This is a genomic window from Streptomyces sp. NPDC005576 (assembly GCF_042871745.1).
In the GTDB taxonomy this organism is placed as follows: domain Bacteria; phylum Actinomycetota; class Actinomycetes; order Streptomycetales; family Streptomycetaceae; genus Streptomyces.
In genome coordinates, this window is the sequence record NZ_JBIAJC010000006.1 from 212,046 (window position 1) to 235,157 (window position 23,112).

A 23,112-nucleotide genomic window follows, 5' to 3' on the forward strand; every position below is an offset into this window, starting at 1 on the left:
TCCGGCGGGTTCCGCCGGGCCTCCCTCCGCGTGGGCCGTCGCCCGGGACGCCGCCCGTCAGCTGGTGAAGAACTCGCTGATGTGCTGCGCGACCTGATCGGCGCGGGTCTGGTGCATCCGGTGGCCGCCGGGCACGGTGACCAGACGGCAGTCGGGGATGCGTGACGCCACCTCCGGCAGGAGCGCCTGCGGCAGGCTGCTCTCCGGCCCGCCCGCGATGATCATCGTGGGCGCGACGATCTCGCCCAGCGTCTCGGCCCACTCCGGGTCGGGGTCGGACAGCTGCGCGTGGACCGCGGGCACGGCGTTCTCGTCGTAGTCGACCGGACCCTCGGCCCGTCCTGCCGGCCCCGGGTCGCCGGGGAAGGGCGCGGGAGTCTCCACCAGGACGAGCCGTTCCACCCGGTCGGCGTGCTCCTCCGCGAGCAGCAGGGCGACCGTGCCGCCCATGCCGTGGCCGACCAGCCCGACCCGGTCGAGCTCGCACGCGTCGAGGAACCCGACCACGTCGTCCACCATCTGCTCGAAGGCGTACTCGTCCGGCCAGTCGCTCTCACCGTGCCCGCGCAGATCGAGGGCGTACACCCGCCACTCGGCGCCGAGCAGAGTCCCGGCCGCCTCCCAGTCGGCGGACGAACCGCCGAGACCGTGCAGGAGAACGACCGGCGAGCCGTACTGGTCGCCCCAGGCCCGGTACGCCAGCCGTACATCGCCCACATCCACAACAGACTGATCTTCCATGCCCCCGACGCTACAGGCGGCGACCCGGCCGAAGCGCCTCACCCCGGCCGGGCAGGCTCGCGGGGGGACCGCACCGTCCGTCCTGCCACCCGCCGCCTCCTCCCGTACGCCGCCGCCACCCTGCTGACCACCACCCTGCTCGCCGCCTGCTCCGGCGGGGGCGGAGAGCCCGGGAAGGGGCTCGACGACCCGGCGAAGAAGCGGATCGCCAGGGAGCTCGTCTCCAGCGCGGAGAACTCCACCCTCGACTGGCAGGGGCAGTACGGCAGGGCGACGACAGCGCGCGCTTCAGTACCATCCGCCGGCGGTCTCTCACCTCGGCCCAACCGCCGTCGAAGGGTGGTGACGAGACGGTGTACCTCGACGCCTGCCTCGGCGCGCGGGTGTGGGCCATGCGGCGGGAGGCGGCCCACTCGGGGACGAGCAGAGTCGACACCGCCCAGCGGGTCTTCCTGCGGAACGGCAATCTCGGACTGAACCCGCAGCTCGACTGGCAGGTGTACGGGGACGGCCACCACATCGGCTGATGCGGCAGAGTCACGCTCCGGCGAAGGTGTCGCAGTCGGCGACCTTGCCGGACCGGTAACCCGTGGTGAACCACTTCTGACGCTCCGCCGCGGAGCCGTGGGTCCAGGAGTCCGGCGTGACCTTTCCCTGGTACTTCTCCTGGATACGGTCGTCGCCGACTGCGGCGGCCGCGTCCAGTCCCAGATTGATGTCCGACTCGGTGAGTTCGGTGATCAGGGGCTTGCCGCTCTTCGGGTCGGGAGTGGTGGTCGCGTGGTGGGCCCAGACTCCGGCGAAGCAGTCGGCCTGGAGCTCCAGTTTCACCGAGCCGCTGTTCCGGCCCTGGCCGCTGCCGCGGGAGATGGTGCCGCTGAGGTCCTGGATGTGGTGCCCGTACTCGTGCGCGACGACGTACGCCTCGGCGAAGGGGCCACCCTTGGCGCCGAACTTGCTGGTGAGCTCGTCGAAGAAGCCGAGGTCGAGGTAGACCTTGTCGTCGGCGGAGCAGTAGAAGGGGCCCACCTCGGACGTCGCGTCGCCGCAGCCGGTGCTCACGCTGTTGGTGAACAGCCAGGTCGGGGCCTGCGTGTAGGACTTTCCGGCGGCTGACTCGGTCTGCTTCCAGAACGCCTGGACGCTGTCGACCACGGCCACGATGCGGCAGTCGTCCTTCGTGTTGGCGTCGGCACCCGTCCGGCAGTCCGCTGCCAGATCGCCGGCTTCGGTACGACTGGATCCGCCGGTGCCGGGGGCGGGGTCCGAGCTGAGCATGCCCGGGTCCATCCCGAACACCACCGAGGCGATCAGCACCAGCAGGCCGACCACCCCACCGCCCACGGTCTTCCCGCCACCGGGAATCCCGCCCAGTGCCCCGCCCCGGTTGTCCTGGACCTCGGAGGTGTCCAGGGCAGCGTCGTCGTCGAACTTCATCAGCTGACTCCCCTCACAGCGCGCCGGTCCGCCCTGCGTCGCTCGGCTCGCGTACCCCCAAGAAGCCGCTCCACCCGCCATCGCGCCGAAGCGTGACCGCGGGCTGTCCGAAACCGGGTGGGAGGCGTTCCGGGACGTACCAGGCCGTGCTTCGCCCTTACGCCCGGGCGACGCGTGCCAGGCGCCGGGCCTCCTTGCGGGTGGCGGCGGCGACGGCATCCTCGTCCACGGTCGTCAGCCGGCCGTTCTCCACGACGGGCCTGCCGTCGACGAGCGACAGGGTGACGGGCGCCGCCGCGCCGAGGACGAGGGCGGCGACCGGGTCGGCGATGGAGGCATGGGCGAGGGTGTCCATCCGCCAGAGCACCAGGTCAGCGAGCTTCCCCGCTTCGAGGGAGCCGATGTGGTCGGAGCGGCCCAGCACCCTGGCGCCGCCGTACGTACCGAGCCGCAGGGCCTGACGTGCCGTCAACGCGCGTTCGCGGTGCGGCCCCAGGCGGTTGACGAGGAGGGCGTTGCGCAGTTCGGTGTGGAGTTCGCCGGACTCGTTCGAGGCCGTGCCGTCCACCCCGAGGCCGACCGGTACGCCTGCCGCGAGCATGTCCGGCACCCGGGCGATCCCGGCGGCCAGACGGGCATTGGAGGAGGGGCAGTGCGCCACGCCCGTACCGGTACGGGCGAACGCGGCGATGTCGGAGTCCTTCATGTGGACGCAGTGGGCCATCCAGACGTCGTCGCCGAGCCACCCGGTGGACTCGAAGTAGTCGGTCGGCCCCATCCCGAACAACTCCTCGCAGAACTGCTCCTCTTCGACGGTCTCCGAGCCGTGAGTGTGCAGACGCACCCCTTTGGCACGAGCCAACTCGGCTCCCTGTCTCATGAGTTCGGTGGACACGGAGAACGGTGAGCAGGGTGCCACGGCGATCTGCGTCATCGCGTCGAACGCGGGGTCGTGGTGGGCGTCCACGGTGGCGGCGGTGGCCGCGAGGGCGGCGTCGAGCGTCTCCACCGCGAAGTCCGGCGGCAGTCCGCCGTCGCTCTCGCCGCGGTCCATGGAGCCCCGGGCGAGGGTGAACCGGACGCCCATGTCCCGGGCCGCGCCGATGATCGCCCCCGACAGGTCGCCGGAGCCCCGGGGGAAGACGTAGTGGTGGTCCATCGCTGTGGTGACACCGCCGCGCGCCATCATGGCGAGCGAGCCCTGCGCCGCCGCGCGGACCATCGGCTCGTCGATGCGCGCCCAGGTCGGGTAGAGCGCGACGAGCCAGTCGAAGAGGTGGTGGTCGGTGGCCAGGCCCCTGGTGATCCACTGGTAGAAGTGGTGGTGGGTGTTGACGAGTCCGGGGGTGACGAGGTGGCCGGTGCCGTCGATCCGGCGGACCACGCCCGCGAGCCCCTCGGGGGCGCGGCCGGCGCCGACGGACTCGATGCGGTTGCCCGCGACGACGACATGGCCGTCGGAGAACTCGGTGTCGTGCGCGTCTACGGTGGCGACCGCGCAGTTCTCGATGACGAGTCGCTGGGGCCCTGCCGGGTCGGTCATCGTGGGTCCTTCTGTGAGTGCCGAGGAGTGCCGAGGAGTGCCGAGCAAGGTGCGGGAGCGGATCAGAGGCTGGTGAGGTCCGCCGGGATCAACTGCTCGGCGCCTTCGCGCAGCACGGTGGCCTCGATCAGTCCGTAGGGGCGGTCCGCGGCGAGGTAGACGGCACCGTCCTTGGAGGCGTTCTCCAGTCCGAACGGCTCCAGATCCACCAGGAAATGGTGCTTGTTGGGCAGGGAGAAGCGGATCTCGTCGATCTCGTCGCAGTTCTCGACGACCCGGGCGCCCATCTGGTGGAGCGTCTGCTGGAGCGAGAGGGAGTACGTCTCGGCGAACGCCCGCAGCAGATGTTCGCGGGCCTGCCGCCAGGACTCCTCCCAGTGGGGCATCTCCTCGGTCTCCTCGGACCAGTGGTAGCGCCACCGGGCGGAGACGTCGGTGGCGAGGACCCGGTCGTACGCCTCCTTGAGGGTGGTGTACCTGTCCTTCGCGTAGCCCCAGAACTCGGACGCGGTGGAGTTCAGCACGGTGAGTTCCTTCACCCCGGAGATCACCTCCCAGCGCTCGCCGTCGTAACCGATCTGCGCGGTGCGGATCTCCTGGCCCTTGCGTACGAAGGAGTGCCGCGGGCGGTCCGGGGCGGTGGCGGTGGGGTCCTCGATGCGTTCCCAGGCGTACTCCTCGATCCGCACCCGCGCCCGGGTGATCGCCGGCTGGGAGGAGACGAAGTGCCGGGCCAGGTGGATGCCGAACTCTTCGGCGGAGTCGATGCCGTGCTCCTTGGCGAACGCGTACACCGTGTTCTTCATGGTGTCGGTCGGCAGGACGTGGGCGTTGTCGCCGGAGACGTGGACCTCGTCCAGGTCTCCGGAGAGGGAAATAGAGACGTTCAGGTCCTTGATGTGGTGGGTGCCGCCCTCCCGCACGATCTTGACGACGCGGCTCTCGGCCTTGCCGTACTGGTTCTGGCCGAGGACCACGGTGCGGGACCGGGCGGCGGCGGGCTCGGGGGTCGCGGGGGTCTCGGGGGTCTGGTCTGCGGGAGTGTTCATGGGTGCCGGAACCTTTCTGCGGAGAGCGGGAAGCGGCGCCGTCAGGGGTGCGGGCCCGGGGGCGTACGGACGGGGCGTTCGTCCGAGCGGGACGCGTACGGGTACGGGCCCGGGTACGTACGGGTTCCGGGTACGGACGGGTTCCAGGCACGGACGGGTACGGGTACGGCGGGCCGCCCCGTCGCGGTGGCGTACGCGCCGGCGACGAGGTAGGTGGCCGGGTGCCCCGGTGCGGGGGCCTCAGCTCCCCCGGTAGACGGAGTAGCCGAACGGGCTGAGCAGCAGGGGTACGTGGTGGTGCTCGCCGGGGCGGACGGTGAAGGTGATCGCGACCTCGGGAAAGAACGTTCCGCCAACGGGCGGCGCGGCGGCCGGTGGAGCGACCACCGCAGCGGCCGGCCCGTCGGTCTCCCGGGCGAAGTAGACGTCGGTGTCGAATTCGAGGCGCACCTGGGCGGTGCCCTCGGGCAGGCCGGGCAGGTCCGCGCAGCGGCCGTCCGCGTCGGTCACCGAGCCGCCCAGCGGCGTCCAGCCGGCGGTGGGGTCGGGGCGGGTGGCGAGGCGGACGGGGACGGAGGCCGCGGGGCGGCCGATACAGGTGTCCAGAACGTGCGTGGACACCGAGGTGGTGGTGCCGGTGCTCAGGACCGTCACATCCCTTCGGTCACGAGGCGGGTCAGCCGGATACGGTTGATCTTGCCGAGCTCGGTGCGCACGATCGTGCTCTCCGTCCCGGGCGTGTTCGACACGCGGGCTCGCAGCGCGTCGAGCAGCTGCCCGGCGGTGGCCCCGGTGGCGCAGATCAGGAAGACGTGGCCGAAGCGCTCCTGGTAGGCCAGGTTCAGTTCGAGCATCTCGGCCCTGAGGTCGTCGGAGGCGTCCGCCATCCCCCGCTGCTCCCGCGCGGACACGGGATCGCCGGGGCTGGGCCGCCCGATCGGCGGATGACCGGCCATGGCCTCGGCGAGGTCGTCCACGGACAGCGCGGCGGTGGCCGCGTCGCTCGCGGTGAGCAGGTCGTCCGCGGTGGCGTAGGGGTGGAGCGCGAGGGCAGCGGCGACCCATGCCTCGCTGGAGCAGATCTCGTGCAGTACGCCGGCGACTTCGTCGTGCGCCAGGGCGTTGATCCGGGCCAGGCCCGGTGGGGAGCTCGACGTCACGGAGCCTCCGCGCTGATCGTCGCTGTCATGTCACTGTGCGTCGTGCGTCGTGCGGACTGCGAACTGCGAACTGCGAACTGCGAACTGCGAACTGCGAACAGCTAACGCCCCCGGCCGACGCCTCGTCAACAGTTTGTTGAAATTGGCTTGTCGGGGCGGCGGAAGGCCCCGCGCCCTCCGCCCGACGGGCCGGAGGAGACCGACCCGGCCCAGCACTTCAGAGGTTCTTCTCGCGGTTGAGGTAGTTGTAGACGGTGAAGCGGCTGACCCCGAGGGCGCCCGCCACCGTCTCCACCCCGTGCCGTACGGCGAACGCGCCCCGGGCCTCCAGGGTGCGGACCACTGACTGCTTCGCCCGGCGGTCCAGTCCGGCCAGTGGCCCGCCGTACGTCCGCTCCATCGCGGAGAGGATGTGGTCCAGGGACTCCGAGAGCTGGGGCAGCCGGACGGCCAGGACGTCCCGGCCCTCCCAGGCAAGCACGACGTCGTCCGGCCGGGCCTGGGCGGCCTCCAGCAGCTCGGCGCCCATCGCATCGACCAGGGGCTTCACGGCGGCGACCAGCGGGTGGTCCGGGGCGGGGCCGGTACTCACCGCTCCCCCTCCCCGATCACGTTGACCTGGAACGATATCCGGGTGGCGCCGGCATCGAGGGTGCGCCGGAGCAACACGTCCACGGCGGCCAGCACCACCTCCGCGCCGCCCTCCGCGGTGTTGCCGAAGGGGCCGACGTCCACCGCGTCCAGCGGCGCGGCGCCGATGACCTCGCGGGCCACCACCGCGTGCGCGGGGGCCTCGTCGAGATCGAAGGGTTCGGTGGTGAATTCCACCCTCAGACGCACGGTGCCTCCCCGGTTGCTCCGCCGACGTGCGGCCGGCTCGGCCCCGACTGTAACGCGGCCCGGTGGCTGCCCCGGTCGCCCGGACCGACCGGGAACCGCACCGATCACCTGACCCGGCACCCCTCGCTGGAGGACGATGTGGGGGGGCAGGGGCACGAGGAGCGGAAACGGGCCCCGCCTCCCCGGGCCTGCCTCTGCCCGTGACGCGCCCTCCCCGCCTCTCACCCACCGCCCCGGCAGCCATCGGCCCTCACCCCTCACCCCTCACCCCTCACCCACCACCCCTCACCCTTCACCCTTCACCCCTCACCCACAGAACGCCGCGTCGCACCCGGGCGCCGGCGGAAGGAGACGCTGTGGAGCCCGTGCACGTGCGCTGCCCCCTCTGTCTGCGCGACCACGCGTTCGTCATCCCCGTCTACTCATGCCCCTGCGGCGCACCCACCGCCCTGCGTGCGGTGCGTGGGGCACCCGCGACCACGGTCACCCAACGCGTCTGGGCGGACTTCTGGGTCACCGCGCGCTGCGACGTCTGCGGGCGCGAGGACCAGTGGCCGCAGCCGGAGTTGGGGTGCCCCTGCGGTACGGTCCTGCGCGTCCCGGTCCGTACCGAGCCCCCCGCCCGCCCCGGCACGGAGCCGGAGCCCGATCCGGGCACCGCCCCGGGACCGGCGACCGCCGACGGTCCCCCCGCGCACATCCCGCTCCCCCGCACCGCGCCCCGTCCGCGCCCACCCTTCCAGCCCCTGCCGATCCGTACCGCGCGGGACGCGGTGACGGTGGCGGGGCTGTACCTCGGCTGGCTCGGCTTCCACGGGGTCGCCCAGCCGATCGAACGCCCGGTCTCCCGCATCGATCTGCGGGCCGAAGGGGCGCTGGCCCAGGTCGAGACCTCGACCTGCCCGACCGGGGTGCGTGACATCGAGTGCCTCTGGCTGAACGCGCTGAGCGAGTCCGTGTCCGGGATCTTCTTCTCGCTGGCGGGATACGAGGACGCGGCCACGCGGCGCGCGGACCTGGTGTCGATGCCACTGTTCGCCATGGACCTCACCGGGACCCCGCAGCCGGTCAATGCCGCCGCCGAGAAGCTGCTGAGCGCGGGGGCGTAGGAGAGCCGCACGCCGGCGCCCCGGCCCGGCGGCCGGGGCCGGGGCGTGTCCGGTGGGCGCGGTGAGTGTCGTCCGGTGGGTCCCCGGCGACTTCCGGAGTCCCGCTACCCGGGCGGGCCGGTGCTCGCCATACTGGCCGTATGCGCATCCGTTCCGCCAGACGCTCCGATCTCCGACGGCTCCAGGACATCGAGCGCGCCGCAGGGGAACCGTTCAGGGCCCTCGGCATGGCAGACGTCGCCGACGACGAACCGCCCTCCCTCGAACTGCTGGAGAGTTACCGGGCCGCCGGGCGCTGCTGGGTGGCGGCCCACCCCCATGCCCTCACGGACGACAGCCCCGTCGGCTATCTGATCGCGGACCCGGTGGACGGCGCCGCCCACATCGAACAGGTCTCGGTCGATCCGTCGGCGGCCCGGCTCGGCATCGGCCGGGCGCTCATCGACCACGTCGCCGCGTGGGCGGAGCGCCAGGGACTCACCGCGCTCACCCTGACGACCTTCACCGACATCCCGTGGAACGCGCCGTACTACACGCGCATCGGGTTCACCTCGCTGCGGGAGGACGAACTCACCGCCGGCCTGCGGCGGATCAGGGCCGAGGAGGCGGACAACGGCCTGGACCGGAGGCCCCGCGTCTGCATGCGCCGTGAACCTGCGCGGATCGTGCTGCCCCGGCCCGTCGCGCTGACGAACCTCGCCCCGCCGCCCGTCCCGGCATCCGGCCGCACGGCCCGGGCCGACGTTGTCAGTGGTGAACGTTAGCCTGCTTGCATGGCTTTGACTTCACGTCACTCCTCCTCCGACGCTCCTCTCCAGGACGAGCCGTCGAGCCCGAACGAAATCCTGAGCCCCGACCAGCCCCCGACCCCGGCCGTGCCCGAGCCCGTCCGGGGGCGGTCCGCGAGCCCGTCCGCCGGCGAGACCAACGAGGCCATCAGGGCCCTGGTGGACTCTCGCGCCGGGCGCGACTGGTCCTCCGAGGCGTACGAGGTCCTGCTCATCGAGTGGGCGGCGGCGACGCGGGGCCCCGGACCGGACATGGTCGAGGCCGCCTGAGTCCAGGAAGGGCGACGGCGCCGCGCGTGCGGGCCGGTCCGCTCGCCGCGGGTCGGGTCCGTGCTCACCGCAGGTCGCTCTCGGCGTACTCCGTACCGTCGGCGCGGGCGGTCCGCTCGCGCAGTTCGACCCGGCGGATCTTCCCGGAGATGGTCTTCGGCAGGTCCGCGAACTCCAGCCTGCGCAGGCGTTTGTACGGGGCGAGGACGGCCCGGGAGTGCTCGAACAGCACCTTCGCGGTGTCCGGCCCGGGCTCCCAGCCCTCGGCGAGCACGACGTACGCCTTGGGCACCGAAAGCCGGAGCGGGTCGGGGGCGGGCACGACCGCGGCCTCGGCGACCGCCTCGTGCTCCAGCAGGGCGCTCTCCAGCTCGAAGGGTGAGATCTTGTAGTCCGAGGATTTGAAGACGTCGTCCGCGCGGCCGATGTAGGTGATGTATCCGTCACCGTCGCGGGCGCCGATGTCACCGGTGCGGTAGTACCCGCCGGCCATCGCCTCGGCCGTACGCTCGGGGTCCCCGCGGTAGCCCGTCATCAGCCCGACCGGGGCGTCGGCGAGGTCGAGGGAGATCTCGCCCTCCGTGGCACCGGGCTCGCCGGTGACCGGGTCGAGCAGCTCGACCTTGTAACCGGGGGTCGGGCGGCCCATCGACCCGACTTTCACCTGCTGGCCCGGCGAGTTGGCGACCTGGACGGCGGTTTCCGTCTGGCCGAAGCCGTCCCGGACGGTGACGCCCCACGCGCGCCGTACGGTCTCGATGACCTCGGGGTTGAGCGGCTCCCCGGCCGCGACGACCTCGCGCGGGGGGTGCGCGAGCCGGGTGAGGTCGGCCTGGATGAGCATCCGCCAGACGGTCGGCGGCGCGCAGAAGCTGGTGATGCCCGAGCGGTCCATCTCGGCCATCAGCCGACTCGCGTCGAAGCGCTGGTAGTTGAAGATGAAGACGGTCGCCTCGGCGTTCCAGGGGGCGAACAGGTTGGACCAGGCGTGCTTGGCCCAACCGGGCGAGGAGATGTTGAGGTGGACGTCTCCGGGCCGCAACCCGATCCAGTACATCGTCGCCAAGTGACCGACTGGATAGGACACATGGGTGTGTTCCACCAGCTTGGGGCTGGCGGTCGTGCCGGAGGTGAAGTACAGCATCAGCGGCTCGTCGGAGGCCGTCTCCCGGTCCGGGACATACGTCTCGGTGTGCTCGTCGGCGCCGGAGTAGGAGAGCCACCCCTCCGGGACGTCGACGCCTCCCTCGGCGTCGCCCACCGCCATGCGTGTGTAAGTCCCCGGAACCGCGTCGAACTTGGTGGTGTCCCCGGCGCGCACGATCACATGGCGGACCCGGCCCCGCTCGACCCGGTCACGCAGGTCGAGCGGTCCGAGCAGCGGGGTGGCGGGGATGACCACGGCGCGCAGCTTCATCGCGGCGAGCGCCGTCTCCCACAACTCGACCTGGTTGCCCAGCATCACGAGGATGCGGTCACCCTCGCGCACGCCTTGGGCGGCGAGCCAGTTGGCCGCCTGGTTGGAGCGTGCCGACATCCGGGCGAACGACATCTCGGTGCGGCGGCCGTCCTCCTCAACGATGTGCAGGGCGGTGCGGTCGTTACCCTCGGCGATCACGTCGAACCAGTCGAGTGCCCAGTTGAAATGGTCGGTCCTGGGCCAGCGGAATCCCTCGTACGCGGTCGCCCAGTCCTCACGGTGCTGGAGCAGGAAGTCCCGGGCGGCCCGGAACGTACCGGTCGCGCTGCCTGCCGACATTGTGTCCTCCTCTGTGCGGACCGGACTGCCTGCGGACCGGACTCTGTGCGGACCGGACCGGTCGCCTCCCCCGATTCAATCAGCCCCACCCGCCCCAGCACCCCTCCGCGCAGGCTCACTGTTCACCCGGGCTCGCAGGCGGCCCGGTTCCGAACGGGCGCGCTCACTCCCCGAAGTCCACGAAGTCGCCGAAGCGGACGTCGTGTCCGCCCGCGTCCGTCATCACGGTGAGCAGGTGTCCGGCCTCCGCGGCGACGGCCTCCCGGTCCGCACGGCCGAGCCGGCCCAGCGGCTGCACGGTGGCGGTCGCGGTGTCGTCCGTACGGTCGAGGCGCCAGATCGCGGCGAGGAATCCGTCGACGAGCACGGTCCCGTACGCCTGGTTCCCCTTGCCGTTGCGCCCGGTGAACCCGGCCGGGATGCCCCGGGTGCGATCGGCGTGGCCGAGGAGGACGTTGTCGAACTCGGGCAGGAAGCGCGGCGGGGCGGGGAGGTCCGGGTCGGGGCGCGGGGCGTCGGGGAGGTCGAAGAGTTCGACGCCGTTCTCGTCACGGAAGGTGAGGAGCCGGGGCCGCAGCCGGTCGAAGACCTCGCGCATCCGGGTGAGTCCGGCCCAGCTCTGCAGGTCCTTCACGGAGGCGGGGCCGAAGGCCGCGAGGTAGCGCAGCACCAGTGTGTCGGGGGCGAGGACGGGGGCGTCCGACGTGGTGCGGCCGAGCCAGTGCTCCAGGGTGGTGAGCGTGACCTGCCCGCTCCGCCCCCAGAGACCCCGGGGGGTGGTCTGCGCCAGCGGGAGCGCGCAGCGGGCCGCCGCGGTGAGGGCGAGCGGGTCGGCGTCCGGCCACGCGGCGAGGAGCGCGGTGCGCAGCTCCTTGACCGTACGGGGCCGCTCCTCGACGAGCGCCCTGCTGAGGTCCTTGAGCCGGTCGAGGTCCACCCCGGCGAGCCCCTGACGGAAGAGTCTCAGTTCGCGGTCCCGGGCCGGTTGGACGAGCGGGCGGAGGGTGAGGGCATCCTCGGCGGTGTGCGTGTGGATCGTGGAGCGCAGGGTGACGATCCGTACGACTTCGCGGGACTCCATCAGCGCGGAGAGGTCGGCGGGGTCGAAGGCCGCGAGCCGTGAGAAGAGCTGGAAGTAGGGCGGCCTGGTGTTCTGCGCCTGGAGTCCGACGAGGTGGGCGACGGCATCCCTCGGGGACGTCTCCGAGCGGTCGAGCAGGAGTTGCCGCTGGAGCGTGGCCCGGTTCAGCGCCCGGGTGGAGAGGACGGCCGGGCGCACCGGTCCGGGGGCGGGACGGGATGGGGATGGGTTCGTCCGGGCGGCCATGCCGGGCACGGTACGCGGGTTCGCGGACAATAGCTGTCCGCAAGGGCGTTCCCGCGGACAGTTACCGGGACAGGGCGCGGGGCGAGCACCGCGCACAGGGCCGCGCCCGCTCCTGCGGCGGCCGTCCCGCCCGCCGCCGTACCCGCTCGGCCGACACACTCGGCGAGCCGGTGTGACCGGGGCGGGAGCACCCCCGCCCGCATGATGGAGCGGTGATCAGTGTCCTGTTCGCCATCCTGACCGCGCTCAGCAACGGCGCCGCCTCGGTCCTCCAGCGCCGGGCGGCCGCCAACGTGCCGGATTCCGCGGCGATGCGCCTCTCCCTCTTCCGCCATCTGCTGCGCCAGAAGGTGTGGCTCGGCGGGATCGCGCTGGTGATCACCGCGGCCGTCTGCCAGGCGGTGGCCCTCGCGACCGGACCGATCGCGGTGGTGCAGCCGATCTTCGTTATCGAGCTCCCCGCGACCCTGCTGCTGGCGGGGTTCGTCATGCGCGTCCGGGTCCCCCGTCAGGTCTGGTACGGCGTCGCGGCCGTGACGGTCGGCCTGGCCCTGGGCATGGCGTCGGCCGCCCCGGGCGGGGGTCACGACACCGTACGGGGCGCCGACTGGGTCGTGGCGCTCCTCGTCACCGGGCTGTTCGAGGCGGCTCTGATCGTGGCCGCCCTGGCGTCCCGGCGCAACACCCGTGCCGCACTGCTCGGGCTCGCCGCCGCTTGCGGTTACGCGCTGACGGCGGCCCTGATGAAGGACGCCATGGCCCGGCTGGACGGCTCCGGCGGGGTGGCGCAGCTGTTCGCCTCCTGGCAGCTCTACGCCACCGCGGCGGCCGGGGTCGGGGCGCTGTACCTGCTCCAGAACGCCCTGCAGGCCGGCACTCTGGTGGCGGTTCAGCCGATGCTGACGCTCGGCGACGCGCTGATCAGCATCCTCTACGGGGTGACGCTTTTCGGGGAGACGCTGCGTACCGGTTGGTGGCTCCTGCCGGAGCTGGTGGCGGTCGCTCTGATCGCCGCGGGCTGCCTGGAGCTCTCCCGGTCACCCCTCGCCTCCGGGAACCCCCTGTCTCCGGCCCGCGTGAAGTAGTGCCCTGCGGCGCCGCGAGCCGGTACGCCGGTCACGCCCCGCCGGCCCGCCCGGACACCTTCTGCGTACGCCTGCCGTGGCGGCGGCCGGCCACCACGTCGGCGATCGCGGCGACGAGTCCGGCGCAGACGAAGGCGACCGAGACGATGAGGCCGTGGTCGTACGCCGTGGCCCAGCCGTCCCCGGTGACCTGGGCGAAGAAGACCGAGCCGACCGCGGCGATGCCGATGGCGGAGCCGACGCGCTGTCCGGTCTGCAGCGTGCCGCCGGCACTGCCCGCGTGGGCCACCGGTACGTCCGAGAGGGTGAGCGTCTGGTTGGGGGCGATGACGAGACCGCTGCCGATGCCGCCGAACAGCAGGGGTGCCGCCATCGCCCAACCCGCGTTCTGCCCCGGCACCTGGTGCACGGCGAGGGCCGTTCCCGCCAGCCCCACCGCGACCATGGCCAGTCCCACGACGACCAGCGGGCGTCCGAATCTCCCCACCAGCCGTCCGCCGATCATGGCCGAGAGGCCGGAGCCGACCGCGAAGGGGGAGATGGCCAGGCCGGCCTGGAGTGCGCTGTAGCCGAGGCCGGACTGCAGGTAGAGCGTGGTGACGAAGAAGATCGAGGTGAACCCGGCGAAGTACAGCAGGATCAGCAGACACCCCAGCCAGTACGAGCGGAGCCGGAAGAGCGACAGGTCCAGCACCGGCTGCGTCCCCCCGCCGGCGCAGCGCGCCTCCCAGGCGACGAACACCGCGAGCAGCGCCGCGGCGACGAGGACCAGCAGCCACTTCTGGTTGCCGTGCCACTGCTGGGCCTGGACGAACGGCAGCAGCAGGCAGAGCACGCCCGCTCCGAGCAGCACCACCCCGACCGGGTCCAGGTCGCGGGCGCGCACATGACCGGCCGAAGGGGTGTCCGGCAGCAGCCTGCGGGCGAGCAGGAGGCAGACGACGCCGAGCGGCAGGTTGACGTAGAAGACCCAGCGCCAGCCCTCCTCCGCGCCGGCCAACTGGATCAGCAGCCCGCCGAGCAGCGGTCCCACGGCGGTCGAGATGCCGACGACCGTGCCGAACATGCCAAAAGCCCGGCCGCGCTCGCGCCCGGAGAACATCTGCTGGATCAGGGCGGAGATCTGGGGCGAGAGCAGACCGCCCGCCAGCCCCTGGACCAGTCGGGCGACCACCAGCCAGAGGCTGGACTGGGCCGCTCCGCAGGCGGCGGAGGAGAGCGTGAACAGGGCGAGCCCCACCATGAACACCGCGCGCCGCCCCCGTGCGTCGCCGAGCCGTCCGGCCGGGATCAGGAAGAGGCCGAAGGCGAGGGCATAGCCGGAGAGCACCCACTGGAGGTCCGATGCGGGGGTGTGGAGCCCTTCCTTGATGGACGGCAACGCCACATTGACGATCGACACGTCCAGCAGGGTCATGAACCCGGCCACCAGGCAGACCGCGAGGGCCCGCCAGCGGTGGGGGTCGGGCTCACCCTGCCCGGAGCCGCCGGAACCGGAGGGGGAACCGGGAGGTGTACCGGGCCCCTGCGGACCGGGACGCGCCGCGCTCGGAGTCATGCTTCGGACCCTAGGCGGGCTGCCCGGATTCCTCATCCCGGCCCGCACGGACTTCCCCTCGGACATCCCTTCGGGCGCCCCGCCGGGCACACCGTCAGGTGTCTCTTCGCAAGGCAGTTCCGGCATGCGGAACTCGTTCCCGTGCGCCGGGTCGGCACACGCGCCGGACTCCGGCCCGCGGGCCGGGGGACGCGCCACACCCCGGCGCCCCGGCACCCGGTATCCCGGCACCCCGAACCACTCGAACGCACCGCCGACGCCCACCCATCGAGCACCCCCGCCGCATCCCTCGCACCCGCAACTCACCCACACGATGCGGGGAATTAACCTCTGATGCCTTGTCATGCCAGTTCTACGCGCATAGCTTTCTGCTCTCACTACACTTTTGGGGGCAGTACCCGTGCAGATATCCAGAGCCCGTTCGGCCGCGCTGGCCGGTGTCGTCGCCGTCGCGCTGTCGGTGACGGCCCTGCCCGCCGCCTTCGCGACCCCGTCCGCCGACGCCGTGATCGCGGAGGTCTACGGCGGCGGGGGCAACTCGGGCGCCACGCTCACCCGTGACTTCATCGAGCTCGGCAACGCGGGCGGTGCGGCGTTCGACCTCTCGGGCTACAGCGTCCAGTACCTGCCCGGGACCCCGTCCGCCGGCTCGCTCTGGCAGGTGTCCCCCCTGACCGGCGCGGTCGCCCCGGGTGGCCGCTACCTCGTCGCCGAGGCCGCCGGTACGGGCGGCACGATAGCCCTCCCCGCCCCCGACGCCACCGGCACCGTCGCGATGGCCGCGGGCAGCGGCACGGTCGCCCTGGTGTCGGGCACCACCCCGCTCAGCTGCAAGACCGCGGCCGACTGCGCCATCGACACCCGGATCGTGGACCTCGTCGGGTACGGCTCCGCCGTCGTCCGCGAGACCGGCCCGGCCCCCGCGCCGTCCGCGACCGCCTCCGTGGCCCGTGCCGCCTCGCTGGCCGACACCGACAACAACGCCGCCGACCTCGTCGCGGGCACCCCGACCCCGGTCAACACGGCCGGCCAGACCTCGGGCGGCGGCTCCACGGATCCCGGGGAGCCGAGCGAGCCGACCGAACCGGGCACCGTCCGGGTGCACGACGTCCAGGGCACCACCCGGCTCTCGCCGCTCGACGGCCAGACCGTCACGGCGGTACCGGGGGTCGTCACCGGCATCCGCACGACCGGTTCGCGCGGCTACTGGCTCCAGGACACCACCCCCGACGCGGACGCCCGCACCAGCGAGGCGGTCTTCGTCTACACCGGCTCGGCCGCACCCGGCGTCGTCGCCGGTGATGCCGTCCTGGTCACCGGCAAGGTCGACGAGTACTACCCGGGCACCGGGGCCCAGTCGGTCACCGAGATCACCGCCCCCAAGACCACGGTGCTGTCGCACGGCAACGCCCTGCCCGCGCCGGTCGTGCTCGGCGCGTCCTCGGTACCCGCCGCGTACACGCCCACCGCGGGCGGCGGCTCGATCGAGGCGCTCCCCCTGGAGCCGGACACCTACGCCCTCGACCTGTACGAGTCCCTCGAAGGCGTCCGCGTGCAGATCGCGGACACCCGGGTCGTCGGTGCGACGAACACCTACGGTGAGATGTGGGTGACGGTCAAGCCGAACGAGAACCCGAGCGCGCGCGGCGGCACGATCTACACCTCGTACACCGACCAGAACACCGGGCGCATCGAGGTGATGTCCCTGGACACCACCAAGCCGCTCCCCACCGCGAACGTGGGCGACGTGCTCGCCGGCACCACGACGGGCGTCCTGGACTACGTCTCCTTCGGCGGCTACGCCCTCCAGGCCACCGAGGTCGGCACGCGGACGGACAACGGGCTGCAGCGCGAGGTCACCCGCAAGCAGAAGAAGAAGGAACTCGCGGTCGCCACGTACAACGTGGAGAACCTCGACGCCCTCGACGACCAGGCGAAGTTCGACACCCTCGCCTCGGGCGTCGCCGTCAACCTCTCCTCGCCCGACGTGGTCTCCCTGGAGGAGATCCAGGACGACAACGGCGCCACCAGCGACGGCACGGTCGGCTCCGAGGCGACCCTGAAGCGCTTCACCGACGCGATCGTCGCCGCGGGCGGACCCCGCTACTCCTGGCGTTACATCGCCCCCGAGGACGGCAAGGACGGCGGTGAGCCAGGCGGGAACATCCGCAACGTCTTCCTCTTCAACCCGAAGCGCGTCTCCTTCGTGGACCGCCCGGGGGGGACCGCGACGACCGCCGTCACCGTGGTGGACACCCGCAAGGGCGTCGAGCTCTCCGCCTCGCCCGGCCGGATCAACCCGACGAGCGCCGCATGGGCGGACAGCCGCAAGCCGCTGGTGGGCGAGTTCCGCTTCAACGGCGAGACCGTCTTCGTCATCGGCAACCACTTCGCCTCCAAGGGCGGCGACCTGCCCCTGCACGGCAAGAACCAGGAGCCGGAGCGCAGTTCGGAGGTCAAGCGCGTCCAGCAGGCCGCCGAGGTCAACACCTTCGTCAAGACACTGCTGGCGGCGGACAAGTCGGCCAAGGTGATCACGCTCGGCGACCTCAACGACTTCGCGTTCTCCCCGGCCGTGACCCGGCTGACCGACGGCAAGGTCCTCAAGCCGCTGATCACGACGCTGCCGGCGAACGAGCAGTACAGCTACGTGTACGAGGGCAACTCCCAGACGCTGGACCACATCCTGACGAGTCCCGGCGTCCGCCGGCTCGACTACGACGTGGTGCACATCAACGCGGAGTTCGCCGACCAGGCGAGCGACCACGACCCGCAGATCGTCCGCGTGGCCCTGGGCGGCGGTCCGGCCAAGGGCGGTACGAAGCACGGCGGCAAGAACAACGGCAAGGACGGGGGACACGGCAAGGGGCACTGACCCGCACCGCCGACCATGGGGGCCGTCCGCTCGCGGGCGGCCCTCCGCCGTGCCGGACCACGGGACACCGTGCGCCAGGCGGAACGCCGCACGTGCGGTTGCTCAGACCCCGGGCCGGGGGCCCGGCGCGGCATACGCCTGCCGGGTCGCCGGGCAGGGCCTCCGGTCCTCGGGGAGCGGGCGGTCCGTGAAGAAGTGGGCCGCCAACTGGGCGACGTCGTCCGCGCGTTCGAGGACGACCCAGTGGTCGGCGTCGGCGAGCGTGAGGAACCGGCTGCCCTCGACGGTCGCCGCGAACTCCCGTTGCCGTTCCGGTGAGGTGACCGTGTCGTGCTCACCGGCGAAGACCAGCGCCGGTACCCCGGTGAGGCCGCCGGAGAAGTCGGGGCGGTCGCCCAGGGCCCGTACCAGCGAGTCGGCGGCGTGCGGCGAGGTGCGCAGGGCGTGCAGGAAGGACCGCCGCACATAGCGTTGGGCCAACGCGCCCCGGTGGACGTACCGTTCGGGGTCCATGCACATCAGGGCCTCGGCCGCGAGGGTGGCGAGGCCCTCCGGGTCGCCGGCGGTCATCCGCTCCACCGCCCGCTGCCAGTGCTCGCGTTGGGCCGGGGAGACGTGGGTGGGGACCCCGCCGAGGGCGATCCGGGCGACCCTGCCGGGGTGGTGGCGGGCCCAGTCGAAGGCGATCGCGGTGCCGTACGAGAACCCGAAGAGGTTGATCCGCGGGGCACCGAGGTCGTCGACGATCCGGGTGACCGCCTCACGCAGCAGTGCGGCGCTCGGTCCGGGCGGCAGCGCGCCGGCGCTCCCCATGCCCGGCAGGTCGGCGGTCACCACGTCGGCGACCGGGCCGAGGTGGTCGTCCATCTGGGGCCACCCGTACATGCCCTGGAGTGCGCCGCCGAGCACCACGACGGGCTCGGTGACGGGGCCGGGGCGCGGGAGTGCCCCGGCGCCCGGCGTCCTCTCCGGGTGCGGTACCTGCGGTACCCACGCGGCGTCCGGACCGGCACCGGGGCCCGGTACCGGCAGTGGCGCAGGTCCCCCCGCGCCACTGCCACTCCTCAGCAGACGGTAGGCGAAGGGCACCCCTGCCACCGACAGCGACCGGACGATCTCCTCGGTCATGATGCGGTCTCCTCCTGCCTCAGGCCCGGGTGAGAATGAGGGCCGCGTTGTGGCCGCCGAAGCCGAGCGAGGTCTTGGCGGCGTGCTCGAAGGTGTGCGGCCGCGCCTCCTTGCTCACCACCTCGACCGGGATCTCGGGGTCCGGCGCGTCGAGATTGACGGTCGGCGGGATCAGTTGATGCTGGAGCGCGAGGACCGTCAGAGCCGTCTCGATGCCTCCGGCGGCCCCGAGGGTATGACCGGTCATCGCCTTGGTCGAGGTGACGAGGGCCTGGTCGCCGATGACCCGGTGGATCATGGTCGCCTCGATGAGGTCGTTGGCGACCGTCGAGGTGCCGTGCGCGTTGACGTGGCCGATGTCCCCGCCGGTGAGCCCCGCGTCCGCGAGAGCGGTGCGCAGCGCGCGCTCGACGCCCAGGCCGTCGGGTTCGGGGGCGACGGTGGAGAAGGCGTCGCTGGCGGCGCCGTAGCCGCTGACGTGGGCCCGGACGGTGGCACCCCGGGCACGGGCGTGGTCGGGGTGTTCCATGACCAGCAGTCCGGCGCCCTCACCGACGACGAAGCCGTCCCGGTGGACGTCGAAGGGGCGGCAGGCGGAGCGCGGGTCGTCCCGCCGGGTGGAGACCGCCTTCATCTGGCAGGCGCTGGCGATCAGCAGCCGGGAGCAGACCGATTCGGCGCCGCCCGCGATCACGATGTCGCAGGCCCCGGTGCGCAGCAGTTGGTGTGCCGTGCCGATGGCCACGGTGCCGGAGGAGCAGGCGGTGGAGACGGCGAGGCTGGGGCCGTGGACGGTGAGGTCCAGGGTGACGCTGCTGGCCGCGCCGTTGACGACGACGAGGGGGGCGAGCTTCGGCGAAACCCTGCGCGCGCCGCGCTCGGCGAGGGCGGTGTGCTGTGCGTCGTAGAACGGGAGTCCGCCGTGCGCCGAGCCGATGACGACGCCGACCCGGGCGCTCTCCCAGAGCGAGGGGTCGAGTCCCGCGTCCGCGACGGCCTCGCGGGCTGCGATGACGGCGAGTTGGGAGAACCGGTCCATCAGCCGCTGCGCGGCGATGCCGAGTTCGGCCCTGGTGTCCAGCCCGGTGACCGTGTAGAAGAAGTCGCAGGGCAGCCCTTCGAGTTCGCTGCGGTGCGGCACGGAGGGTTCGCCGCCCTCACCGCGGACCCCGCGCCACGAGGCGTCGGTACCCACACCGGCCGCGGTGACCAGACCGATGCCGGTCACGGCGGCGTGGAACGGCTCCGGGCGGGGCCGCGGCCACGGACCGGGGACCGGCCGGCCCGTCATGCGGTGACCTTGTCGTGCACGGCGGAGACGAGCCGGCCGACGGTGTCGCGGGAGGTGATCTCGACGTCCTCCAGGTCGATGTCCATCCGGTCCTCGATGAGCAGTCTCAGCTCTTCGAGGGCGAGGGAGTCGAGACGGAGCCGACGGAGCGGCACATCGTCCCCGATCGACTCGGGGTCGGTACCGAAGTTCGACACCAGCAGGTCGGTGATGTGTTCCGAGGTGCTCATGGCGCGCTCCTCCGCTCGGTGACGCGGTGACGCCTGCCGCGTGGGGATGAGGTGGGCCATCGGGGGACGCCGGCTGCTCCGAAGGGCCCTTTATACGCCCTCACGGAGCATGATCGGCCCCGCGTTCCCCCGTGCGGTGGGGGTCTGGGCAGGTGTACGAATCCGCAGGTGCCGGCCGGGTGGTGACACCCGTGCCGCGTCCGTGCCGGAGGACTCTTCGGCAGGCGCCAGACACCCCCGTACGTTCACCCGTGTGGCCCCGTACACTCCGCGACCATGACAACGGAATCACTGCCCCGGGACGTCTCGGCGGCCGGGGACCCCGCCCTCTTCGCCACCATGTCCACCATGCGCGCCATGCGACGGCTCTCGCCCGAACCGGTGCCCTGGGAGACGCTGGAGCGGCTGGTGCAGGCGGCCGTGTGGGGCCCCAGCGGTGGCAACATGCAGGCTTACGAGTACGTCGTCGTCACCGACCGGCAGGTGATGGCGGATCTGGCGCCCCTGTGGAAGCGGTGCGTGGACGCCTATCTGGCGACGACCGGGAAGTACGCGCCGAAGGGCATGGACGAGGCGGCGTACGGCCGGATGGTCGCGGCCATCGAGTACCAGCGCGACCACTTCGCCGATACGCCCGCGCTCGTCGTGCCGTGCTACCGGTTCCCCGAACCCCGCCTGGACGAGGAGGGCCTGATCGCCTCCGCCGTGGCGCTGGGGCCGGTGGCGACCGAGCGCCTGATGGCCACGCAGGATCGTTTCCAGGCGCTGGCGGAAGGTTCCTGCGTCTATCCGGGGGTGCAGAACCTGCTCCTCGCGGCCCGGGGTCTGGGTCTCGCGGCCAATGTCACCATCTGGCACCTGATGCTGGAGCAGGAGTGGAAGGAGGCGCTCGGCATTCCCGAGGAGATGCGCACCTTCGCCGCCATTCCGGTGGGGTGGCCGAAGGGGAACTTCGGACCGGTGCGGCGCCGCCCGGTCGCCGAGGCCGTGCACCGCGACCGCTGGTAGGTCCACGGCCCCCGGCGCCCGTCTCCCACTCCGGAGGCGGGCGCCGCCGTTTGTCCGACGCCGTGTCAGCCGGGTTGCGCCGATGGGGTGTTGGCCCGGCGAGCCGGACCGGCGCGTCGTTGTCATGCATTCTTCAGATGGATAGCCTGTGCCCGCCCGGCAGCCCTCGGCCCACCCCACCGGACCGAGGGCTTCCCCTCCCCCCACGAACACCGCAGGAGCAGACATGCCCAGACGCCCCGTGCGCCGTCGCACCTCCGCCTCCGCCCTGGCGGCCCTCACCGTCGCGGCCGTCGTAGCGGCGGGACAGCCGGCCCTGGCGTCGGCCGCGCCGGACCCGGCCGCCCCATCCCTGAACCGGGCCTTCGCCCGCGCCGCCGCCGAGTACGGCGTACCCCGCGACCTGCTCGCGGCGGTCGGCTACGGCGAGACGCACTTCGACGACCACCACGGACTGCCCAGCCAGGACAACGGCTACGGCGTCATGCACCTGGTGAGCAACTCGGCCAACCGGTCCCTGGAGAAGGCCGCCGCCCTCACCGGCGCCTCGGCCGCCCAGCTGCGCGAGAACACCGCGACGAACGTCCTCGGCGGTGCCGCCGTACTCCGCTCGTACGCCGACTCCCTCGGACTCGACCGGGACGAGCGGCTCGACGTCGACTCCTGGTACCCGGCCGTCGCCCGGTACGGCGGCGCCGACGGGCCGGCCGCGGCGCTCTACGCGGACGCGGTCTACTCCTTCCTCGCGGGCGGGCTGCGGGGCAGGACCCCCGGGGGCGAGGAGATCACCGTCACCTCGCGTCCGGTCTCGCCGGAGAAGGGCGCACTCGCGCCGGGCGAGGTGAGCACCCGGTCGGCGGACTACCCCTCGGCGCTCTGGGTCCCCGCCAGCACCACCAACTACAAGCCGGGCCGGACGGCGGCCATCGACAAGGTCGTCATCCACGTCACCCAGGGGTCGTACGCCGGCTCCATCAGCTGGTTCCAGAACCCCGCGGCCGTGGTCAGCGCCCATTACGTGATCCGCTCCTCCGACGGCCAGATCACCCAGATGGTGCGCGACAGCGACACCGCGTACCACGCGAAGAGCGCCAACGCCTCGGCCCTGGGCATCGAGCACGAGGGCTGGATCGACGACCCGAGCTGGTTCACCGACGTGATGTACCGCTCCTCGGCGGCGCTCACCCGTTACCTCTGCGACCGGCACGGCATCGTGAAGGACAGGGCGCACATCATCGGGCACAGCGAAGCGCCCGGCAACGACCACACGGACCCGGGCCCCTACTGGGACTGGACCTACTACATGCAGCTGGTCGACGGTTCCACCGGTGGTACGACGGACGCGCTGAGCTTCGCCTCGTACACGACCCAGCAGTCCGGCTCCAGCGGCGCCCAGGTGAAGGCCGTGCAACAGCTCCTCAACACCCAGGGCTACGAGGCCGGTTCGGTGGACGGGCAGTTCGGCCCCGCGACCACGACGGCGGTCCAGGCCTTCCAGCGGGCCCGCGGACTGAGCGCGGACGGCATCGTGGGCGCCAAGACCTGGACGGCCCTGCTGTCGGCGGGCGCCACCCCCGTCCTGCGGCAGGGGACCACCGGTGACGACGTCAGGCGCCTCCAGCGGTCGCTGACGGCGGCCCTCGGCTCGACCGTCCCCGTGGACGGAGACTTCGGACCGGGCACCGCCACCGCCGTGCGCACCTTCCAGACCGCTCACGGGCTGACGGTGGACGGGATCGTCGGCGAGGCCACCTGGACGGCTCTCCAGTCGGGCAACTGAACCGGGGGGCGACCCCGCGAGTAGGTGTGGCCGCCCTGGCCGGGCGCTCCGGGCTTCGCGCCGGCCGCCGTTCCCGCCCTGGCGGCGGTACGGAGAACGGTGGCCCCGCACCCTCCCGGTGAGGGGGATCGGGG

General features: G+C 72.4%; 21 protein-coding genes and 1 pseudogene. 8 read left to right on the forward strand and 14 right to left on the reverse strand.

The genetic code is table 11. The features are described from left to right. Positions 1–57: 57 nt before the first annotated feature. Complete coding sequence (locus tag ACFYPN_RS12895) at positions 58–741, reverse strand: alpha/beta hydrolase (protein WP_358756277.1); 684 nt, start codon at positions 739–741, stop codon at positions 58–60. A gap of 269 nt (positions 742–1,010) precedes the next feature. On the opposite strand from ACFYPN_RS12895, the pseudogene ACFYPN_RS12900 reads away from it, so the two are divergent. Then, positions 1,011–1,268, forward strand: a pseudogene (locus ACFYPN_RS12900) (chitosanase); the annotation flags it as partial. A 10-nt stretch (positions 1,269–1,278) separates the two neighbouring features. Here ACFYPN_RS12900 and ACFYPN_RS12905 read toward each other — a convergent pair. The 7 genes from ACFYPN_RS12905 to ACFYPN_RS12935 form a co-directional block, all read right to left on the reverse strand. Next, on the reverse strand, positions 1,279–2,178 hold the full coding sequence (locus ACFYPN_RS12905; RefSeq protein ID WP_389298066.1) for a neutral zinc metallopeptidase: 900 nt from the start codon (positions 2,176–2,178) through the stop codon (positions 1,279–1,281). 157 nt (positions 2,179–2,335) lie between these two features. Then, entirely contained in the window at positions 2,336–3,721 is a 1,386-nt protein-coding gene (locus ACFYPN_RS12910) for an 8-oxoguanine deaminase (RefSeq protein WP_389298068.1), read from the reverse strand. A 62-nt stretch (positions 3,722–3,783) separates the two neighbouring features. Beyond that, positions 3,784–4,770, reverse strand: coding sequence for a factor-independent urate hydroxylase (gene pucL, locus ACFYPN_RS12915; RefSeq protein WP_389298069.1), 987 nt, complete (start codon positions 4,768–4,770; stop codon positions 3,784–3,786). Between the two features lie 240 nt (positions 4,771–5,010). Beyond that, on the reverse strand, positions 5,011–5,415 hold the full coding sequence (gene uraH / locus ACFYPN_RS12920; RefSeq protein ID WP_389298227.1) for a hydroxyisourate hydrolase: 405 nt from the start codon (positions 5,413–5,415) through the stop codon (positions 5,011–5,013). A gap of 5 nt (positions 5,416–5,420) precedes the next feature. Then, positions 5,421–5,930, reverse strand: coding sequence for a 2-oxo-4-hydroxy-4-carboxy-5-ureidoimidazoline decarboxylase (gene uraD / locus ACFYPN_RS12925; RefSeq protein WP_389298071.1), 510 nt, complete (start codon positions 5,928–5,930; stop codon positions 5,421–5,423). 217 nt (positions 5,931–6,147) lie between these two features. Continuing rightward, positions 6,148–6,459, reverse strand: coding sequence for a helix-turn-helix domain-containing protein (locus ACFYPN_RS12930; RefSeq protein ID WP_358756499.1), 312 nt, complete (start codon positions 6,457–6,459; stop codon positions 6,148–6,150). 59 nt (positions 6,460–6,518) lie between these two features. Continuing rightward, positions 6,519–6,770 carry a hypothetical protein gene (locus tag ACFYPN_RS12935; protein ID WP_358756268.1) on the reverse strand — a complete coding sequence of 84 codons (252 nt, stop codon included), beginning with the start codon at positions 6,768–6,770 and terminating at the stop codon, positions 6,519–6,521. A gap of 356 nt (positions 6,771–7,126) precedes the next feature. On the opposite strand from ACFYPN_RS12935, the gene ACFYPN_RS12940 reads away from it, so the two are divergent. From ACFYPN_RS12940 to ACFYPN_RS12950, 3 genes are all read left to right on the forward strand, one after another. After that, entirely contained in the window at positions 7,127–7,879 is a 753-nt protein-coding gene (locus tag ACFYPN_RS12940) for a hypothetical protein (RefSeq protein WP_389298073.1), read from the forward strand. 140 nt (positions 7,880–8,019) lie between these two features. Then, positions 8,020–8,643: a GNAT family N-acetyltransferase gene (locus ACFYPN_RS12945; RefSeq protein ID WP_358756264.1), complete on the forward strand. Its 624-nt coding sequence runs from the start codon at positions 8,020–8,022 to the stop codon at positions 8,641–8,643. Positions 8,644–8,754: 111 nt separating this feature from the next. Then, positions 8,755–8,937 carry a hypothetical protein gene (locus ACFYPN_RS12950; protein ID WP_358756498.1) on the forward strand — a complete coding sequence of 61 codons (183 nt, stop codon included), beginning with the start codon at positions 8,755–8,757 and terminating at the stop codon, positions 8,935–8,937. Between the two features lie 64 nt (positions 8,938–9,001). On the opposite strand, the gene ACFYPN_RS12955 is transcribed toward ACFYPN_RS12950, so the two are convergent. Further along, positions 9,002–10,696 carry an AMP-binding protein gene (locus tag ACFYPN_RS12955; protein WP_389298075.1) on the reverse strand — a complete coding sequence of 565 codons (1,695 nt, stop codon included), beginning with the start codon at positions 10,694–10,696 and terminating at the stop codon, positions 9,002–9,004. Positions 10,697–10,859: 163 nt separating this feature from the next. Next, positions 10,860–12,023 (reverse strand): winged helix DNA-binding domain-containing protein, encoded by a 1,164-nt coding sequence (locus ACFYPN_RS12960; protein ID WP_389298077.1) that lies wholly within the window; start codon positions 12,021–12,023, stop codon positions 10,860–10,862. A gap of 212 nt (positions 12,024–12,235) precedes the next feature. On the opposite strand from ACFYPN_RS12960, the gene ACFYPN_RS12965 reads away from it, so the two are divergent. Continuing rightward, the gene (locus ACFYPN_RS12965; RefSeq protein WP_389298079.1) at positions 12,236–13,108 is read left to right on the forward strand and encodes a DMT family transporter; all 873 of its coding nucleotides are present in this window, start codon (positions 12,236–12,238) and stop codon (positions 13,106–13,108) included. Positions 13,109–13,139: 31 nt separating this feature from the next. Here ACFYPN_RS12965 and ACFYPN_RS12970 read toward each other — a convergent pair whose 3' ends face one another. Then, the gene (locus ACFYPN_RS12970) at positions 13,140–14,666 is read right to left on the reverse strand and encodes an MFS transporter (RefSeq protein ID WP_389298081.1); all 1,527 of its coding nucleotides are present in this window, start codon (positions 14,664–14,666) and stop codon (positions 13,140–13,142) included. Between the two features lie 400 nt (positions 14,667–15,066). Between ACFYPN_RS12970 and ACFYPN_RS12975 the strand changes: the two genes are divergently transcribed. After that, the gene (locus tag ACFYPN_RS12975) at positions 15,067–17,541 is read left to right on the forward strand and encodes an endonuclease/exonuclease/phosphatase family protein (protein WP_389298083.1); all 2,475 of its coding nucleotides are present in this window, start codon (positions 15,067–15,069) and stop codon (positions 17,539–17,541) included. Positions 17,542–17,643: 102 nt separating this feature from the next. Here the strand turns inward: ACFYPN_RS12975 and ACFYPN_RS12980 are convergent, their stop codons facing one another. The 3 genes from ACFYPN_RS12980 to ACFYPN_RS12990 are packed head-to-tail and all read right to left on the reverse strand — an operon-like array spanning position 17,644 to position 20,190. Further along, a complete protein-coding gene (locus tag ACFYPN_RS12980) occupies positions 17,644–18,669 on the reverse strand; it encodes an alpha/beta fold hydrolase (RefSeq protein WP_389298085.1) in 1,026 nt (341 codons plus the stop codon). A 19-nt stretch (positions 18,670–18,688) separates the two neighbouring features. Then, positions 18,689–19,960 carry a beta-ketoacyl-[acyl-carrier-protein] synthase family protein gene (locus ACFYPN_RS12985; RefSeq protein ID WP_358756250.1) on the reverse strand — a complete coding sequence of 424 codons (1,272 nt, stop codon included), beginning with the start codon at positions 19,958–19,960 and terminating at the stop codon, positions 18,689–18,691. Beyond that, positions 19,957–20,190 carry an acyl carrier protein gene (locus ACFYPN_RS12990; protein ID WP_389298087.1) on the reverse strand — a complete coding sequence of 78 codons (234 nt, stop codon included), beginning with the start codon at positions 20,188–20,190 and terminating at the stop codon, positions 19,957–19,959. Before ACFYPN_RS12990 ends, ACFYPN_RS12985 begins: the two co-directional genes overlap by 4 nt. Before the next feature lie 276 nt (positions 20,191–20,466). Between ACFYPN_RS12990 and ACFYPN_RS12995 the strand changes: the two genes are divergently transcribed. Then, complete coding sequence (locus ACFYPN_RS12995) at positions 20,467–21,198, forward strand: nitroreductase family protein (RefSeq protein ID WP_358756247.1); 732 nt, start codon at positions 20,467–20,469, stop codon at positions 21,196–21,198. 226 nt (positions 21,199–21,424) lie between these two features. Next, positions 21,425–22,978 carry a peptidoglycan-binding protein gene (locus tag ACFYPN_RS13000; RefSeq protein WP_358756246.1) on the forward strand — a complete coding sequence of 518 codons (1,554 nt, stop codon included), beginning with the start codon at positions 21,425–21,427 and terminating at the stop codon, positions 22,976–22,978. Positions 22,979–23,112 lie beyond the last annotated feature (134 nt).